15 protein-coding genes and 1 pseudogene are annotated in these 16,537 nt (G+C 66.9%); 9 read left to right on the plus strand and 7 right to left on the minus strand.

The genetic code is table 11. The features are described 5' to 3' along the window. The first annotated feature begins 638 nt into the window (after nt 1–638). The 4 genes from OHN74_RS00005 to OHN74_RS00020 all read left to right on the plus strand — a co-directional run bounded on the left by OHN74_RS00005 (nt 639) and on the right by OHN74_RS00020 (nt 5,350). A complete protein-coding gene (locus OHN74_RS00005; RefSeq protein ID WP_327692397.1) occupies nt 639–3,164 on the plus strand; it encodes a DEAD/DEAH box helicase in 2,526 nt (841 codons plus the stop codon). Between the two features lie 411 nt (nt 3,165–3,575). Next, a complete protein-coding gene (locus OHN74_RS00010) occupies nt 3,576–4,403 on the plus strand; it encodes an RNA polymerase sigma factor (RefSeq protein ID WP_327692398.1) in 828 nt (275 codons plus the stop codon). After that, entirely contained in the window at nt 4,400–4,606 is a 207-nt protein-coding gene (locus tag OHN74_RS00015) for a hypothetical protein (protein WP_327692399.1), read from the plus strand. Before OHN74_RS00010 ends, OHN74_RS00015 begins: the two co-directional genes overlap by 4 nt. 453 nt (nt 4,607–5,059) lie before the next feature. Beyond that, a complete protein-coding gene (locus tag OHN74_RS00020) occupies nt 5,060–5,350 on the plus strand; it encodes a hypothetical protein (protein ID WP_327692400.1) in 291 nt (96 codons plus the stop codon). Nucleotides 5,351–5,498: 148 nt separating this feature from the next. On the opposite strand, the gene OHN74_RS00025 is transcribed toward OHN74_RS00020, so the two are convergent. Then, nucleotides 5,499–6,044 (minus strand): hypothetical protein, encoded by a 546-nt coding sequence (locus OHN74_RS00025; RefSeq protein ID WP_327692401.1) that lies wholly within the window; start codon nt 6,042–6,044, stop codon nt 5,499–5,501. A gap of 354 nt (nt 6,045–6,398) precedes the next feature. Between OHN74_RS00025 and OHN74_RS00030 the strand changes: the two genes are divergently transcribed. Continuing rightward, nucleotides 6,399–6,575, plus strand: coding sequence for a hypothetical protein (locus OHN74_RS00030; protein ID WP_327692402.1), 177 nt, complete (start codon nt 6,399–6,401; stop codon nt 6,573–6,575). A 102-nt stretch (nt 6,576–6,677) separates the two neighbouring features. On the opposite strand, the gene OHN74_RS00035 is transcribed toward OHN74_RS00030, so the two are convergent. From OHN74_RS00035 to OHN74_RS00055, 5 genes are all read right to left on the minus strand, one after another. Then, nucleotides 6,678–7,514, minus strand: coding sequence for a hypothetical protein (locus OHN74_RS00035; protein WP_327692403.1), 837 nt, complete (start codon nt 7,512–7,514; stop codon nt 6,678–6,680). A gap of 300 nt (nt 7,515–7,814) precedes the next feature. Further along, a complete protein-coding gene (locus tag OHN74_RS00040) occupies nt 7,815–8,339 on the minus strand; it encodes a hypothetical protein (protein ID WP_327692404.1) in 525 nt (174 codons plus the stop codon). Between the two features lie 86 nt (nt 8,340–8,425). Further along, entirely contained in the window at nt 8,426–9,160 is a 735-nt protein-coding gene (locus OHN74_RS00045; RefSeq protein WP_327692405.1) for a Crp/Fnr family transcriptional regulator, read from the minus strand. A gap of 1,423 nt (nt 9,161–10,583) precedes the next feature. Beyond that, entirely contained in the window at nt 10,584–11,024 is a 441-nt protein-coding gene (locus OHN74_RS00050; protein ID WP_327692406.1) for a DinB/UmuC family translesion DNA polymerase, read from the minus strand. Further along, nucleotides 11,021–11,548 carry a hypothetical protein gene (locus tag OHN74_RS00055; RefSeq protein ID WP_327700463.1) on the minus strand — a complete coding sequence of 176 codons (528 nt, stop codon included), beginning with the start codon at nt 11,546–11,548 and terminating at the stop codon, nt 11,021–11,023. The genes OHN74_RS00050 and OHN74_RS00055 overlap by 4 nt, the downstream gene beginning before the upstream one ends. Nucleotides 11,549–11,595: 47 nt before the next feature. Here OHN74_RS00055 and OHN74_RS00060 point away from each other — a divergent pair. The 4 genes and pseudogenes from OHN74_RS00060 to OHN74_RS00075 all read left to right on the plus strand — a co-directional run. Beyond that, a pseudogene (locus tag OHN74_RS00060) lies at nt 11,596–12,076 on the plus strand (HNH endonuclease family protein); the annotation flags it as partial. Nucleotides 12,077–12,137: 61 nt separating this feature from the next. Then, nucleotides 12,138–13,670, plus strand: a complete 1,533-nt coding sequence (locus OHN74_RS00065) for a hypothetical protein (RefSeq protein ID WP_327692407.1) — start codon at nt 12,138–12,140, stop codon at nt 13,668–13,670. Nucleotides 13,671–13,850: 180 nt separating this feature from the next. Further along, entirely contained in the window at nt 13,851–14,282 is a 432-nt protein-coding gene (locus tag OHN74_RS00070; RefSeq protein WP_327692408.1) for a hypothetical protein, read from the plus strand. A 72-nt stretch (nt 14,283–14,354) separates the two neighbouring features. After that, nucleotides 14,355–14,846 (plus strand): hypothetical protein, encoded by a 492-nt coding sequence (locus OHN74_RS00075; RefSeq protein WP_327692409.1) that lies wholly within the window; start codon nt 14,355–14,357, stop codon nt 14,844–14,846. Nucleotides 14,847–15,347: 501 nt separating this feature from the next. Here the strand turns inward: OHN74_RS00075 and OHN74_RS00080 are convergent. Beyond that, on the minus strand, nt 15,348–16,319 hold the full coding sequence (locus OHN74_RS00080) for an HNH endonuclease (protein ID WP_327692410.1): 972 nt from the start codon (nt 16,317–16,319) through the stop codon (nt 15,348–15,350). Between the last annotated feature and the right edge of the window lie 218 nt (nt 16,320–16,537).

The following is a 16,537-nucleotide window of genomic DNA, read 5'->3' on the forward strand; positions in this document are numbered from 1 at the left end:
CGTGCTGCGCACGATTGTTGCGCTCCGCTCCGCGGGAGCGCCAAGACCCTCACTGCGTGAGGGTCCATCAACTCGCCTGCGAAGCAGGCGAGTTGGACTCGTTCCGCTGCGCTCCACGAGCCACGGCCGCGATGCGGCCGGCCCGGCTCCCGTCCGATCCGGGGCCTCCGCTGCGCTCCAGCCCCAACAGTCCACGCCCCACGGGGAACGGTGGGGAAAAGCAGCAGCAGTAAGGGGAGGGGGTGGGGGGCGGAAAGCAAGGTGACAGGGAGTCAGGACGGCATGGAAACACTGGGTCGGGGGTGGAGTTGAAACCACGATCGCGTGACCTCCCGTCAAGCTGCTTTCCGGCCTGATAGGGACAGGCTAACAGGATCGCGCCACGTTCGAGGGATTTTCTCGCTTGTTGCTGCTTCATTTTGAAGCACGAGATAGACTCTGGACTCAGAGCACGCCACCCCAGAACGCTCAGAGGCTTATGGAGATCCACCGCAGACCCTTTTCGGTGATCCGGTGAGGCAGAGCAGTCAGTCAACCGAGCCAGTCCAACCCCAGCCCTCACAGCTCATCTACGTGCAGGTTTCCTGCTCACCGCCGCTCGAATCGACCGGACGACACCCAGCAGAAGGCAGACAGAAATGTCGACCACGAACCGCGCAGATCAGCGCGAGGCAGCCCAGCGAGAAGCAATTGACGCGGTCCTCCGTGCCCTCGAACTGCCTGCAAGATCGCTGGTGCCGGAGGGTGGCCTCCGGACTCAGGTGATCATGGCGACCGGGTCCGGGAAGACCCGGGTGGCGGTCCGCAGTGCGGAAGAGCTCCACGCGGGCCGCGTGCTGGTGCTCGTGCCCTCGCTGGACCTGCTCGCCCAGACCGAGGCCGCGTGGCGCGAGGGTGGCCGCCGGGGCGCGATGATCGGGGTCTCCTCCCTGCGGGGTGAGGAGGCGTCCTTCCCCAACACCACGGACGTGGACGAGCTGGTGGAGTGGACGCGGGGCCTGGACAAGGTCACCGTGTACGCCACGTACGCCTCGCTTGGTCTGGGCACGCTGGAGCGGGCGCACGCCGCCGGCCTTTCGGGCTGGGACCTGATCGTCGTGGACGAGGCGCACCGGTGTTCGGGCCGGATCGGTAAGCCGTGGGCGGTCGTGCATGACAACCAGAAGATCCCGTCTCTGCGCCGGTTGTACATGACGGCCACGCCCCGGGTGTGGCAGCTCGGGGACGAGGACCAGGACGGCGCGCCCGGCGAGCTGGTGGCGAGCATGGAGGATGATCCCAACTCGCCCTTCGGTAGCCGGTGTTTCACCCTGACGTTGTCGGAGGCGATCGACCGGGGGATCTGTGCGCCGTACCAGGTGGTGTGTGTGGACATCACTGACACGCAGTTCCAGGCGGCCATGCTGCTGGGTGCGGAGGGTCGTTCTGATGAGATGCGTGGGGCGCGTCTCGCTGCCCTGCAGACGGCGCTGGTGAAGGCGTCGTCCGAGGAGGGCTTCAAGCGCACGCTCACGTTCCATCACGTCGTGAAGGAGGCCGAAGCCTTCTCGGTAGGGATCCCGGATGTCGCGGCGCAGCTGCACGTCGATGATCCGGAGCTGTACCCGGCCACGGTGTGGGCGGACTGGCTGTGCGGCGATCACAAGCCGCTCCACCGCCGGCGGGTGCTCGGGGAGTTCTCCTCCCTGATCGCCACCGACGGCACGGTGGTGGAGAAGGCGTTCCTCAGCTCCGTGAAGGTGCTGGGTGAGGGCGTCGACACCCGCAACTGCGACTCCGTGTACTTCGCCGACGTGCGCGGCTCGATGCCGGACCTGGTCCAGGCGGTGGGCCGTGCGCTGCGGATGCAGCCGGGCGAGGGCAAGATGGCGTCGCTGGTCGTGCCGGTGCTCCTGGGTCCTGGGGAGACGGCGGACAACATGCTCACGAGTCGGGCGTTCGGCGGGCTGGCGAAGCTGCTGGAGGCGCTCAGGGCGCACGACGCCCGCATCGTGGAGCAGCTCGCTGAGCAGCAGGCCCCGAGCCGCTACAAGCCCGTTCAGAAGGAGTCCAAGGCCAAGCAGGGCGGTGGGGACGGGGCTGGGGGTCCGTCGGCTTCGGCGAAGGCGTTGTTGAAGTTCTCCACGCCGCGTGACCCGGCCGCGCTGGCCGCGTTCATCAACCTGCGGGTCCTCAACCCCGAGCACGAACACTGGCGGCGCGGTATCGAGGCCGCCGTGCTGTATGCGCGTGAGGCCGGCGACCTGAAGGTGCCGTTCACGTACCGCGTGCCGAAGGGGCCCGAGGCGGTGGAGGCGGGGTGGCCGGCCACGCTCGCCAACTTCCCGCTGGGGCAGTGGATCGCCGACAACAGGCGGTTCTACGCTCGCGGGGACATGGACGAGGATCGTGTCGAGCAGCTGGAGAAGCTGGGCATGGTGTGGTCGCACTTCGACGTCGCGTGGGAGGAGGGTCTGGCCGCCGCCCGTGGGTGGGCTGCCGAGAGCGGGCACCTCCTGGCACCGCTGGACGCCACCTACCAGGGTGCGAAGGTGGGCATCTGGCTCAAGAACGCCCGGGCCGCCGCGCGGAAGGCGGTGGACATCGAACAGCGGCGTGCCGAGGGTCTGCCGGTCGGTTCGGTGGCCGGCGCGCTGTCGGAGGACCGGCGGGAACAGCTGGAGGAGATCGACGCCTCGTGGTGCCCGGCCTGGCCCGTGGAGTGGCAGAGGGCGTTCCACCTCACCCGGCTGCACCTGGACGAGGCCGGCGAGCTGCCGACCGAGCCGGGTTATCTCCTGCGCCAGGGCGAGGATCTCGGACGGTGGGTCAAAGCGGTTCGCTTCGGCTGGGACAAGCTCACCACCGTGCAGCAGTGGATGTGTGAGCAGGTCCTCGGGATCGAGCCCGCAACCGAGGACGAGAAGCCGCCTCCGCGCCGCACGCAGGCCGACAAGTGGGCGCTCAACTTCGCCGCCGCACAGCAGTTCTACCAGCGCGAGGGACACCTGCGGGTACCCCGAAAGCACATGGAGACGCTGATGGTCGGCGGGGACGGCGACGGGGACCAGGAGGAGCGGGAGTTCAAACTGGGGGCCTGGATCGGCAACCAGCGCAGCAGGGCCGCGACGCTCTCCCCGGAACGTGTGGAGCAGCTGTCCGCGATCGGCATGCGCTGGGGGTAGAAGGTGCGTGTCACACAACGTAACAAGAGGTCGCTGACTGCCTGCTAGTCGATCGGCTCCTTCGAGCTTCTCCGAGGCCCGGACCATTCGGTTCGGGCCTCTGCGTTGAGCTACGGCCCTGTCCGCCCTTGTAGGAATAGAACGTCATCACGCAACGGCGACTTCGTCGCCTCGTAGGCGTAGTAGGGGCGGTAAACGATCGCTGTCGTTTCCCAAGAGCACTTCAAAAGCCTCGTCTCGCCCCGTCGAGGAAAACCACAACAAGAAAAAATCTTCGGGCAGTCGTGACGTTCTCGCTTTGGCCCTGCATAGGAGCGAGTGAGCGCGTACAACATGCAAGATGCTCACCTCCCGCGCGCGGCTCAGTAAATGGGGTCAGTTGAGGTGGCGTCACACACCGGAGTGAGATGTATGTCTGACATAGATGTGATCGCGGAGGCGGTGGGCGGCTTCCTCGCCGATCCGAGCGCGCTGCGGGTCCAGCACGATGCCGCCGTCGTCGCGGACCTCGCCCTGGGCGGCTTCCAGGGCCTGGAGTACGACCTGTTCGAGGAGCGTCTTCTCGGGGACAGCATGCCGATCTTGCGCGGCATGCTCCGCTCCGGCACGTTCATCACGCTCTCCGTCAAGAAGTTCGCGAAGCGGGACATCACCTTCTTCGTGAGCGGTGAGAACAAGCGGCTCCTGCACGACAGCGACGCCGACCGGGACGAGATCATCGTCGATGTCCTCATGGGCGCGCGGAAGACCTTCCGGAAGAAGGCCCTCGTCAACGGCGGCTGGAACCCTGACTTCAGGGGCCCCAAGGGGCCCTGCTGCCTGATGACGTACTTCATCGGCCGCTGCATGTGGGAGTTTCGCCGGGTCTACCTGCGTTGGGTCCGGCGGCGGGAGCGCATCGCGCGGGTGGAGGCCGCTCTGTTCGACCCGGAGGCGTTCTTCCGCCTGCTGTGCGCTCTGCCCCACCACGGGGAGCCGGAGGCGATCCTCTTCTCGGGGGACTTCACGGAGCTGCTGGACGCCCAGCCGGCCGAGAGCCGGGCCGTAGTCCGTCTGACGTGCGAGGGATACGCGGCCGGGGAGATCGCCGACCGGCTCAAGTCGACGCCCGGTGCTGTCCGCAACCGCCTGTACCGCTTCAGGCGGGTTCTCTACCAGGCCGCCAGCGAGGGGAAGATCTGGATCCCCGCGCAGTTGCACGTCAACGGTGCCCGCGAGCAGCAGGGGAGCACGACGTGAGCGTGCCTGACCTGGTGCTGCTGATCCTCGGGTTGGCCGTACTCGTCATAGCGGCCGTCCTGGTGGGCGTGATCGGCTTCGGTATCGCGCGGTGGGCCGGCTCGCCCGTCCCTGAGGCGGTGGTCAGTGGGGTGATGGCCTGTGCCGGCGCCTTGACGATCGGTCTCGCGGTGCTCGGAGTGCTCGTCACGGCCATCCAGTAGTCCTGGCCGCGCGTCACAAACGGGCGCCATTCCCCCATGACGTATGTGAAAGACACCGCTGGGGCCCCGACATGTCGGGGCCCCAGCGGTGTCTTTCGAACTTCCCCTTCTCCCCCGGTCCTGCCCGTGGCCCCGCCCGGTGCTTCAAGGGGTGATGGGACACCGGCATCCACGAGCCCGCGACCTAAGTACCAGTCATCGGTCATGGTGCCGCCCACCCGACAACACCACTACAGAAAGGTGCTGCTGATGAGCACTCACCAGCCGCCCAGGGGAACGAATCCCCACGCCGCGGATACTCTGGACGAGCCACCCTGGGCCAGAGCCGAGGCTTCACAGGGACGCTCTCAGGCAGAGAGCCGCAGGACCGCCGACCGCGCGGCGCACACCCCGCGGACGACACCACCGCAGGTGTCAGCGATCCCCGTTCTCCCCTCTCAGAGGAGTCCCACCATGTCCCGGGACATCGATCCCGCGCTGCCCGCGCAGCCCTGTCCCGACCGCCGGGCCGCCGTACTCGCCAACCCGAACCGAGCTCACCGCCTCACCCGGCGTCTGCGCATCATGACCGCCCGCATGCGGGCCATCACCTGGAAGCTGGTGACACTGTCCGGCGAGGAATTCGTCAAGGGCTTCGCCAACAAGGCCGGCGGGATCGCCGCACTCGTCCTGGGTGTGGCCGTCGTCGCCTACGTGCTGGGCGTGGACCCAGACGATGCAGTACGCCGCATGCTCGGCATGTAGCTGCCGTCGTGCCCGGAACCCGGCCGCCCGCGGTTCCGGGCACGACGGCGATATGCCACTCCGCTGCGGTTGTCCGAGCGGCCCTCGGGACGCCAGGCCAAGGACATCTCCACCTGGAAGGGCGTGCCCTTGGTAATGGGAGAGTCCCTCAGAAGGGAGGTTCGTCGCTGTATCCACCTGGTTGGGCGGGGGTCTTGGCAGGGGATCCGGTAGCCCATGGGTCGTCTGCCGGGTGCGATGCAGAACCACCCCACCCGCCGGAAGTCTGCCGGGCCGGCGGCACCGGCGCGGCGGGTGGAGGTGCCGGTGCTTCGTCCGGCTCGAGGCCGTCAATGTCGTCGTTCCACAGTCGGCGTAGATGTTCGCGGCAAGTCGTCGGATCGTTCTCGTCCCAGCGGTTGTCGTCCGGCTCCGGCCAGCGACGGCCGTCGGGATCCCGATGTTGCATCTGGCACAGGGCTCGCAGGAGAGCGTCGACTACTGGCCATTGGCTGGTGGTCTGTCCCTGCAGGAGACGCCGGATGGTTTCTCGGCTCACCTTGTAGGCGTCGGGCATGGTGCCGGTGAGCGCCTCGATCTTCGGGAGCGGGGGCCGTCCGGCTTCCCGGTAATGGAGGTAGAGCTCGGCAACGAAGTCCCGCTTGGGGCCGGGCGGCAGAACATCCTTACCGGGCATCCGCAGCATTCGTGGCATCCGGCAACTCTGTCACGGGCAGGCCCAGTTAGACACAGGAAGACCTATTTACGCCTGTTAGCACACCTCAGGAAACCCTATATCGCCTCATCTCAACCAGACTTTGCCTCGTATGAGCCTGTGTCAGCTGCTCTTAGACCACTGACGACTTGGGAAAACATGCTTTGGGAAAATGCTGTTTCCGCTGGTCAGAGGCCTATCCGAGGTGCTTTTGTTGGTGCCGTTCACCCTGGGACTTGCCATTCGTCCCAAGGAATGGACAGCGGCGCAGCCGTCACCGGAAACGGCGACGGCCCCCTGGGGCACAGGGAGCCGTCTGCAGAAGACCGAACATCCCCGACGAAGGAGAAGCCCATGTCCAAGCCCGAGAGTAAGGGCAACAGCCCGGACCCGGAACCCCTCCCCGCCCGGTGGATCCGGCGTGCCCGGCGGCTGCGCAACGAGGCGGGGCTGCATCTGCTCCGAGGTGCCGCAACCGCGGCCGGCGGCGCCGTCGTCGCGTACGGAGGCCTCTGGATCCAGACCCGCTGATACTCCCCTCCTGCTGGCGAGGAGCAGGATGACGGCGGTGGGCTCGAAGGCGCCCACCGCCGCTGGGCCGAACACCGAGCCCGCTCCATGCAGTCGACGGCGCTACGGCAGGTCTTCCAGTCGGGCGAGCAGGCCTGCGGCGGTGGCGACGGCCGAGAGGGCGTCGGCGCGGGTCCAGGTGAAGTTCTCCGTGGTACCCGAGTCGTCGTGCGGTGCGCCGCTGAAAAGGTTGTAGGCGCTCTGGGTGAACACCGCCCAGCGCTCCTCCTGGTTCCGTTCCCCGGCCTTCTTCAGCAGTGCCTGGTCGTGGAGCTTCTTGGTGTCGCAGGCCTCGCGTACGGGATCGAGGGCCGCTCGGGCCAGGGATACGGCGTGCTCGTACCGTCCGTCGCGGATCGCAGTCTTCGCCTCGCGGATGCGTCGTGCGCCGGTGGCTCGGGCCTCCACGGTGGTGACCGAGATGAGAACGTCGACGAAGGCGCCGGCATCGAGCTGGGTGAGGGTGTTGCTCCACTTCGCGTGCGGGATGCGGATGATCTCCTGGCCCTGAGCAACGGGCCAGTTCTTCGGGTCTGCCAGGGCGGTCAGGGTGAGGTCGGCGAGCAGGACCAGGTCCGCGCCCGCGCGCATTTTTTCCAGGCCGCGCAGCTGCTGGTCCGTCACGGTCGTCTCCAGCGTGAGGTGCTTCTTGAACGGCCTCAGCCCGACGGGTCCCTTGGGGGCGTGGAGGACGCCGATGTAGCTGGCGGGGTTGGGCATCTCGTGTGTCGAAAGGCTGCCAGAGACGAGGAAGGGCGCGTCCACGGTGTAGTTACCGCGGGCGGTCACCTCGAAGGCTAGGGCGAGACGGTGCACGTCCCAGCCCTGACTGAAGGTCACATCGTGCTGCGCCTGGACGTCGACGCTGTAGTCGTTCATGCCGAATGAGAAGTCGGTCATCGTTCCTCGCCTGGTTGAACCTTTGCCTGATGGTCGCAGGTCAACCGGCCCCGGCGGCAGCGGTTTTCCCCGGACCTGTACGTGAGGAACGCGGTCCGGCTCGGTGGCCCGGCGGGCGCCGCTCTGTCGAAGAACGCAGCCCGGGCCTGAGTATCTGCGAGTCGCACAATTCTCCAGATCCTCGTACCGGATGGTGTCCCTCCCACCACGGGCGGTACGCCGGACAGTCGGTTCGTGGACACCCGGCAAACAAGGTGAGGACCGCCGGATCACCGGCGGTCCTCACAGGAGGGTGTTGCCTCAGTTGCCCTTACACAGGGTCCGGATCTTCTGCTGCGCGCCCTTGATGGCCTGCACCAGGTCGATGCGGGCGCGCTCCTGCTTCATGGCGAGTTCGAGCCGCTCGATGTACTTCTCGACCGTGAGCCTCTGCGCTCCGATGGGGGGAAGGACCTTCGTGAGGTAGTGGTCGAAGCTCGTGGCGACGGCTACCAGCTCGGTGCGGATCGGCTTCATCTGGTCCTCGTCGGCGATGTCCTTGACGAGGTTGTGCAGCCGGGTCAGCGGGGTGAAGTCAGCGGCCTGGCAGGGCTTCTGTGCGTACTCGCAGAGCTTCTCCAGGAGCTCCTTCAGGTATGTAGTGGCGTTCTCGAAGTCCTTCGAGTCCTCCTGGTTCTTGTTGATCCGCTTCATCAGGGCGAAGACCTGCTGGTGGTGGCGCAGGGCGAGGTAGGTGAGGATGCCCGTGGCGGCGCCCACCACGACGGTCACCAGGAGAGAGCCTGCGCTGGTACCAATCGCCAGGATGGTGGGGTTCGTGATCATTTGGTGGTCCGTTCAAAAGATTGCTACCGCTTGCCTGGTTAGTGGCCAGGCATGTGAGCGGTGCGGATGGCGGGTCCGGTGATGCCCTATGCGCCAGCGGCGCTGTGGTGTAGGGCGTCGAGATCGTGGACGATGAACTTGCGGTACCCCACGTCGATCGTTTCGTCGGTGCGGAGAGAACGGATCGCGTTCTCCACTGAGGAGATACCGAGTTGCAGTGCGGCGGCCAGATCCTTCTGGGACGGGCCGACGATGATGGTGCTGCGTGTGACGGTGGGGTCGGGTACGCCGACGGTCTCGGCGAGATGAGCGAGAAGCATGGCGACGCGCTGGGACGGGGGAAGTGCGAAGGTCGCATAGATCCGCTCGTCCTCGCGGTTGCGGTCCTCAATGCCGCGCAGCAGCGCAAGTTGGACTTCAGGGTGCTGCCGCTGCAGAGCGATCATGTAGCGGGTGCGCCAGGGGATCACGCATGTCTCGGACAGGCATGTGGTGAGCACTGAGGAGTCGGGGTTGATGAGCTTGGCCTCGCCCACGAGTTGGCCGGTTCCCCTGAACCGGGTGATCGTGGGGTCCTTTCCGGGTCCCATGGGGAACCGTTCCTGTCGGAGGCACCCTTGTACGACGATGAAGACACTGCGGTCGTCTGGCCCGAGCGGGAGGGGTTCATTGCGTTCGAAGACGCGGACACGCTGGTCCCACTCGTTGGTCATCATCTGCCAGGTCTTCTGGGGGAGATGGTCCAGAAAGCTTCCTTCTGGCATCTTGTGCCGACCGAGGAGAAGGTCGGTCAGGCGCGGTGCGCGGGCAGTGAAGGTCATCCGTCACTCCCCAGTCCGCGAGGCTCCCGCGTCCTGCCGGGCGCGGAAGAGCAGGTTTCGTGACGGTGCGTCGCTTCCCGGATAGTTTTCCAACAGCCGGTCCAGCGGGACGACGCCGCCGACGATGGCGGTGTGCACGGGTCTGATGTCCTTTGGTCGTTCATGTGGTGGGTACGCCCGCTTTGTTGCGGGCGTACCCGGGTGGTGGGTCCGGCGCCACTCCCCCTGCGCTGGGCAGCCCGGTGTGGTGGGACCGGGCCGCGCACGGCGAGAACGTCAGTTGATAACGCTACCTTGAGCGGCAAGACAATATCCACCCACCCGGTCGCGGTCGGCGAAGATCCCGCTCACCGAGGGCTTTTCACTTTGGTTCCCGCTAACGGCCAATCGGTTTCACGGTGACTTCCGTCACACCGATTCCATAACGTCGCCACCAAAAGAAAGTAATTTAATTGCCGGACTGTCAAATGCAGAATTCCCGGATGTACAGATTCCGCCATCTATCAGATGAGCAGCACGTGGCGCACATGTAAACAAGGCGCAAAAAGGGGAGGTCTCGGAGCACCACACTCACGAGACCTCCCGGGAATGGCCCGGACCCACCAAGGTCAGACCAATGCTCAGTTAACACCATGACCCTGCCGAAGACACGGTGACGCCCTTCTTTTCCACGCCATCCGCCCCACTCGTAGGGCTTGCCCGTGCGTCAGCTGGGGGATCAAACAAGCACAGAGAGCGGGATCACATCATCACAAGGCGTGGGCGTTTTGCTCCGTAAGGGCGATTTACGCTTCTCGTGCCAGAGGGCCCCCAGGCACCGCTCGGACCACATGCGACAACTGTGATCACAAAACATCCGGCCCACCTGGCAAAACAAGGCAAGGGTCCCCTCACTTCCTCGACAGCCCTCGGTCCTTGAAATCTTAAGAATAAATCAATAGCGCCGCGCCGATTATCTACCCCCCCCCCCCCACGCATAGGGGATCAGCGCCAATTAACGGAACATCAAACGGAGGGGATTCCCGTACCCATTTTAAGCAGGATTCCCGCCGTTATCGCTTCGGTTAATACGCCAGCCGAGCACACGACAGATTGTCGATAGATGCCCTTGACCACTTGCGCCCCATTCACGCCCCTCGGGAGGACTCTCGCGCGGCGCACAAACTTTCACGCCGTCAAATTCTTTCTATAGGCGTGCAGTTACCGTCAGGTTCGTCCAGCCGTTACACAAAGTGCTCGCATACGCACCATCCGCCACAGGTTCGCCAGGGGGCGCACGGGGCTCGTAAGGCGCACTTGATCAGCGCTGCGCCCCCTGCAGAACATGGAGGTCGTCTCGGGCACGACAGCCACCGTCGGCGGGTGCCTCGTCGCCCGGACCCGGCCTGACCGTGTCGCCCGCCGACGTATGCGGGCAGCTCGGTCAGGAGACACGCAGAAAGGCGCCAGCCGGTCCGATCACGCCGGGCCCGAACTTGTCGCGGACCCGGTCGGCGGCTTCTTCCGTGATCAGGCGGGCGTCCCGGCCGGGATCGAGGCTGAGCTGCTCGACAACAGCATCGGCACCGACCGCGTCCTCGCCCTTCAGCGTGATCCCCCTCAGTCGCCCGCGCTGGAGACCGGCGGCGTCCATCAGCTGGTAGGCGGCCGTACGCAGGTCGTCCTCGTGCGCCGACGGCTCCCGGAGCCGCCGGCTCTTCTCCCACCGCGCGTCACCGGCGAAGACCAGCCGGAGCGTCACCCCGCGCGCCGCCTGGCCGCGGCGGCGCAGCGTGATGCCGAGCCGTACGACCAGTTCCAGCAGCCGGGCCCGTACCTCTGCCCCATCGAGGCGGTCCCGCCCGAAGCGATGCCCGACACTCACGGATATTGGGAGGGCTCTGGGGGTGACGGGTCGGAGGTCCCGGCCGCGCGCCCGCTCGGAGGCGGTCCGCCCGGCCCGGGCACCCGCTGCACGGTCCCCGCCGGTAGCGCGGCGAGCAGGGCCACGGTGTCGATGCCGTAGCGGCGCAGCGTCGCCGCGTGCTGAGGGCCGATACCGTGCAAAGCCTCCACCGGCAGCGTGGCGAGCCACTCCTCGGTGCTCTCCGGGCTGACCGCCAGGACACCGCCGGGCCCGGTCACCCGACCGGAGGCAGTCGCCGCGACCGTCCAGGAAGTCCCGATCCCGATCCGGAGATCCACCCCGAGAAGGGCGACCGACCTCAGCCGTACGACACCGGCGATCCCGCACTCGTCCATACCGAGGTACCCGACGGCGCCACGGAGTTCGACCAGTGCCGCGCCCGGCGGGATCACCTGCACCACCGGCGAGAACCCGTCCAGCACCTCCAGCACCCGGTGATACCCCTCCTCCGGCAGCCCCACCGGACACCGCACATGCATCACCGACCCCACCCTCCCCGCTCCCGTCCGCTGCCCCGCCATCCCGCACGGTCGACGCCGACCGCGACACCTGCAACACGAGGCAGGAGGTCCTTCTGGAGGAGGCCGTCACCGCCCCCGCCCAGGACGCCAACTGCGTGCTGAGCGGCGGGTCCTGGTAATTCCCCCTACGACGACACCTACTTCACGCAGGCCCGCGCCCTCGACATCGACCACCTGGTTCCCCTCGCCGAATCCTGGGACTCCGGCGCCTCCACGTGGACAGCGGCCGAACGCCAGGCCTACGCAAACGACCTCGGGGACGAGCGCGCCCTGATCGCGGTCTCCGCCACCAGCAACCGGTCCAAGTCCGACCAGGACCCCGCCACCTGGCAGCCCCCAGCGGTCGGCTACCGCTGCACCTACGCCGCCGACTGGATCACCGTCAAAACCCGCTGGAGCTTGACGATCGACCCCGCCGAACAGAAGACGCTCACCGACATCCTCTCCAGCTGTCCGAACAGCCCGATCGAGGTCACCCTCGCCCGCTGACCCGGCCCTCCTCAGGAAAATGCGTCCGGTTCGGCGGGCCGACGCGAGGAGAATCGTGTGTATGGTCCGTTCGTCCAGATTCCCCATCTCCGACCACGAGTACGTCCAGCGGGTCCGCCGTCACCCGCCCAGCTCCCTGCTGCCCCTGATCGCACAGGTGAGCTCGCTGCTGCCGACGAAGGTCGACTGGCAGCAGGACTGGGTGAGGCTGAACCGGCACCGGAGCATCAAGGGGCTGTACCGGCCGTGGGCGTTCGCCGACGCCGCATGGGTGTCACTGACCCGTGGGAACGAGCATCGGCAGCGGCTTGCGGCCATGGACGACCTAGAGGAGATCCATGCCCAGTACGTGGCGCTGGACGACCTCTACCGGCACTTGCCGGTCGGTGATCGGATGTCGGGACTTCTGTTGCGGGTGGCCGGGCAGCAGTTCACCTGGCAGGAGGACGACTTCTCCGAGCTTGCCCGCAGTGTGGCCATGTTGGTCCAGACGGAGCCGACGAAACCGCTGAAGGCCCTCGTCGACGGCTGGGAGCAGGAGGTGCTGGGCTGCCCCGTCTCGGACTACGTGTGGCTGGGGCAGCTGCTGTTCACCGCGGCGACCTACCGGCAGGGCCGGGTCGACCTGGACTGGGTGCCCGAGAACGAGCTCGCCGTGTTCACGGAGCTTACGAGCCGCGCCGCCGTGGAGGCCGTCCTCGAACGGCACTTCGCCACGGGGGCAGAGGAGGAACGCGCCCGTGCTGCCGCAGGACTGATCTCGTCCGACCCGCTGATGCGGAGGTACACGCCCAACCCGCTGCGCTCCAGGCCCCTGGTGAGGGGTTTCGGGTGCGACTACCTGATCCCGGTGACGCCCGCGGCGCTGGGCAAGGTCAGCCCGATGGGCCTCTACTACACAGGGATGGAGCACTTCGGCCCCGGCAGCAAGGCCTTCGAGCTGTTCGCGGGAGACCTGGGCGAGCTGTTCGAACAGTACGTGGGCCGGCATCTGCGGCTGCTCCCGGATGCCGAGGTCCATCACGAGATCGCCTACGGCAAGGGCGGCGGCCAGAACAGCGTCGACTGGATCGTGGTCCTGCCCGGCCTCGTGCTGCTGCTGGACGCCAAGGCGGCCCGGCCCACCGCAGGCCTGCGGCTCGGGCCGCAGGAGACGTTCGGCGAAGAGCTGAATCAGAAGCTGGGCAAGGCCATCGGGAAGCAGATCCCGAACACCGCGAAGCTCATCCGGGAGCGGCACCCGAAGTTCGCCCACATCCCCCACGACCGGCCGATGTTCGGCATCGTGATGACGATGGAGCCGTACCACCTGGTCAACACCCCCGAGTTCCGGCACGTCCTGCCGACCTCGGACGTGCCGACGGTGGTGGCCTCGGCAAGCGAACTGGAGGACGCGGTCGTCGCGACGGACCCCACGCTGGAGGAGGCAGTCCTGGCCCGGATCGAGCAGCCACCTCCCGCCGGATGGTCCCTGCGGGCCCTCGCCGACGGACGGCCCGTCATCAATCCGATCCTGGACGAGGCGTGGGCGCTCTACCCCTGGGGCGCGGAACCCGCCACGCCCCCAGGCAGCGGGGCTTCAGCAGAGTCCTGACCGGGAGCCCCGACAGCGGCCGGCCGCCGGAGGGGGAACTGGCCACCCGTGGCGGTGAACGCGCTCTGGCGGGTGCGGGGCCGTGGCCAGTACGTTCCCGGTGGCCAGACGACCGAGGGGGAGGGCCAAGGGATGAGCGAGCGCGGCGCGTTACTGGGACTGCGGGCCTTGATGTAGGTGGTGATCGCCATCGAGGTGCCGGTGTACCTGGTGTGGCTGGCCCAGGTCGGCTACCTGGCCGGGCAGCAGCTGCCCCGCGGCGACGTCGCGCGGTGGGCGCCGCCCGTGCTGCTGCCTCCGGCTGCCGTGCTGTTCTGCGTGATGGCGGGATGGACCTGGTGGATGAGCGTGATGGCCGGCACCCGTTCCCCGCTGCGGGAGCGGTGGATCGTCGCCTCGCTGGTGTTCGTCGCTGGCTTCTCGGTGTTCTGCGGGGTGGCCTCGGTCGACGACCCGTCGGTTTCGGTGAGCCTGCTGAGCGCCGCCGTGACCGGGCTCGGCATGACCGGGCTGTTCTTCATCCCGGCCGCCGCCTCCCGCCAGCTGCCCGACGTCATCCCCCGGCGCTCCCGGCGTACGGCATCCCCTCCGGGTGAAGCGGACCCGCAGTAGGCCCGGTCGGTCCGATTGCCCGCCGCGCCGGGCGGCGGGCATGCTGCGCGTTCTGGAGATGAAGGGGTGAACGTGTCCGAACACGACGACGCACATGCGACGGAAGCGTCGCTCAGGAAGGCCGTGGAGCAGCTGAGCGGCGATGGGACGCGCAAGGGCGGCGAGGCCGTCCAGGAGGTCGTACAGGCGCCCCATGAGGGCGCCGGGCAGAAGTGGACGCCCGAGCAGGAGACGCAGATCTGGGCCATGGTGGAGCAGATCCGCAAGGTGCGGGACCTGAACCGGCCGGACGCGGGCTGGTGGCGCCGACGCCGGGAGTGGCGGGCCCGGGAACGCCTGGTGGACCTGATGATGACCGGCGGCCCGGAGCTGCTGAACGAGGCGGAACTTCGCCACTGGAAGAGCCACGCGATGGTGGAGCTACTGCTGGAGCTCACCGGCAGTGCGATGAAGAAGGACGACACCACGAAGGCGCTGACCCGGATGGAGACGCTGCAGGCCGCGACGTACGAGGACTGGCAACAGGCCACGAAGACGCTGGCAGACCGGCAGGCCGCCGGCTGACCTTGCGGCGGTGACAAGGGCCCCGAACCGGAGCGCGGTTCGGGGCCTACCTGTGTACGGCACGGGCTACGGGTGTGTCCTGCCCGGAAATTCGGTCGGCGGCTGCGACAATGCATACAGAGGCAGCGGGATGCTGGTTGTGGGCCGATCCGCGTCTGCCTGTCGCCTGGCCGTGGCCGGGTTCGGACCTTGCGAGGTTCCATGTCTCTCAGCGAGTTCGTCGAGGTGTACTGCACCACCGGACAGCTGATCACCATCATCTTCACCTTCTTCAACGGCCGCGGTGGTGGTGGCAACTGAGACTGAACGCTTCCCGCTCCGTGCCGGTCGGCAGGGAGCGGGAAGCACAACGAACCTGTCAGCCATGACGGTGTATCTGCCCTCGTGGAATGCGTAAACGCCTCGTCCCCGGCAACTGAGTTGCCGGTGTGACTGAGTACTTCAGTTGGCCAGTTGAGCGTGCCGTCCAGTGCGCGGCCCGCCGACCCGACTGCCATCGCGTTACCCGACGTTGAGGTCCTGATCCCAGTCCTCGATGGTGCAGTCGCCTGTGTGTACCTGCGCTGGGTCATCGGCGAGGTCCCAGTCGGCCACAAAGGAGAACGTTCCGCTGACCGTAGCGTCGCCTTGCAGGTCGTCCGTCCCGCCCCCGTCTGAGCTGCTGCGGACCACGGACGCTGCGAAGCCTGCTTCGAAGGCGCCCTGGAAGGTGAACTCGACTTGCCCGGCGTAGCGTAGGAAGTCGAGAGAGTCGATGTTGAGGTTGATGAAGTCGCTGGTGGGCGGCCCGGCGGTGATCGGGTCACTCGTATCCATGGACTCGAACCCGGCTGTGACGCGGCTGCGGATCTCCTGGATGAGCTGCACTACCGGATCTTGGAGGACGTCCTCCAGTTCGGCGGCGCACAGGTTCTCCAGGAGTGCGATCGTGAGCCGTCCTCGGTCGTCCAGTGCCACGTCGATGCGCTGCCACAGCCCATCCTCGTCGTCGATGCATACCTCTGCCTCCCGGAACGACCGGTAGTCGCCGATGCCTTGGTCTGTCATCGCCAGGACCCGGACGACCGCGGGGGCGGTGTCCAGGAACTCACGCCGGATGTCGGGTTGGCTGAGATCGGCGGTGGCGGCCTCAAGCACGTGGGCGGCCACCTTGCCCGACCTGCCGAAGTTCTGAACTCGTTTGAGCACGGCAGGACGGCGCTTCTCCGCGCTGGCCAGATAGTTCATCGTGACGCCCGCTTGGCGTATGGAGTTGCTCTTGCCCTCCACTCCGTTGCACGGGCGGCAGATCGGGGCGAGGTTCTGCGGGTCATGGAGGTCGAAATCGGCCCGTAGACCGTAGGCCGTCTTGAGCTCTGCCAGGTCCGCTTCGGTGACGTCCTTGGGGATGATGTGGTCGATCTCGGAGAAGCTGAACTCCACGGGCTTGGTACACCAGTAGCACTTCGAATCCCACGCTTCCCACAAGGCCATACGTAGAACTCTGTTGGCCCGGCCTGCTCGATAGCGGACGACGGTGGCTGTCGTGTGTCCCATGCTCTTCCCCCCAGCAGGCACCAGTTGCGTGAGCAACCGTTGTACCGCAGGTCGTACGAGCGCGCCGACCAGTCCGACGAACGAAGATCTAGACGGCGAGCGCGGGGAGTAAGGTCCCGCGCAGGCCGGGTGGTCCCCCGCCGGGACGGCGGTAG

Source organism: Streptomyces sp. NBC_00459, from assembly GCF_036013955.1.
Classification (GTDB): domain Bacteria; phylum Actinomycetota; class Actinomycetes; order Streptomycetales; family Streptomycetaceae; genus Streptomyces.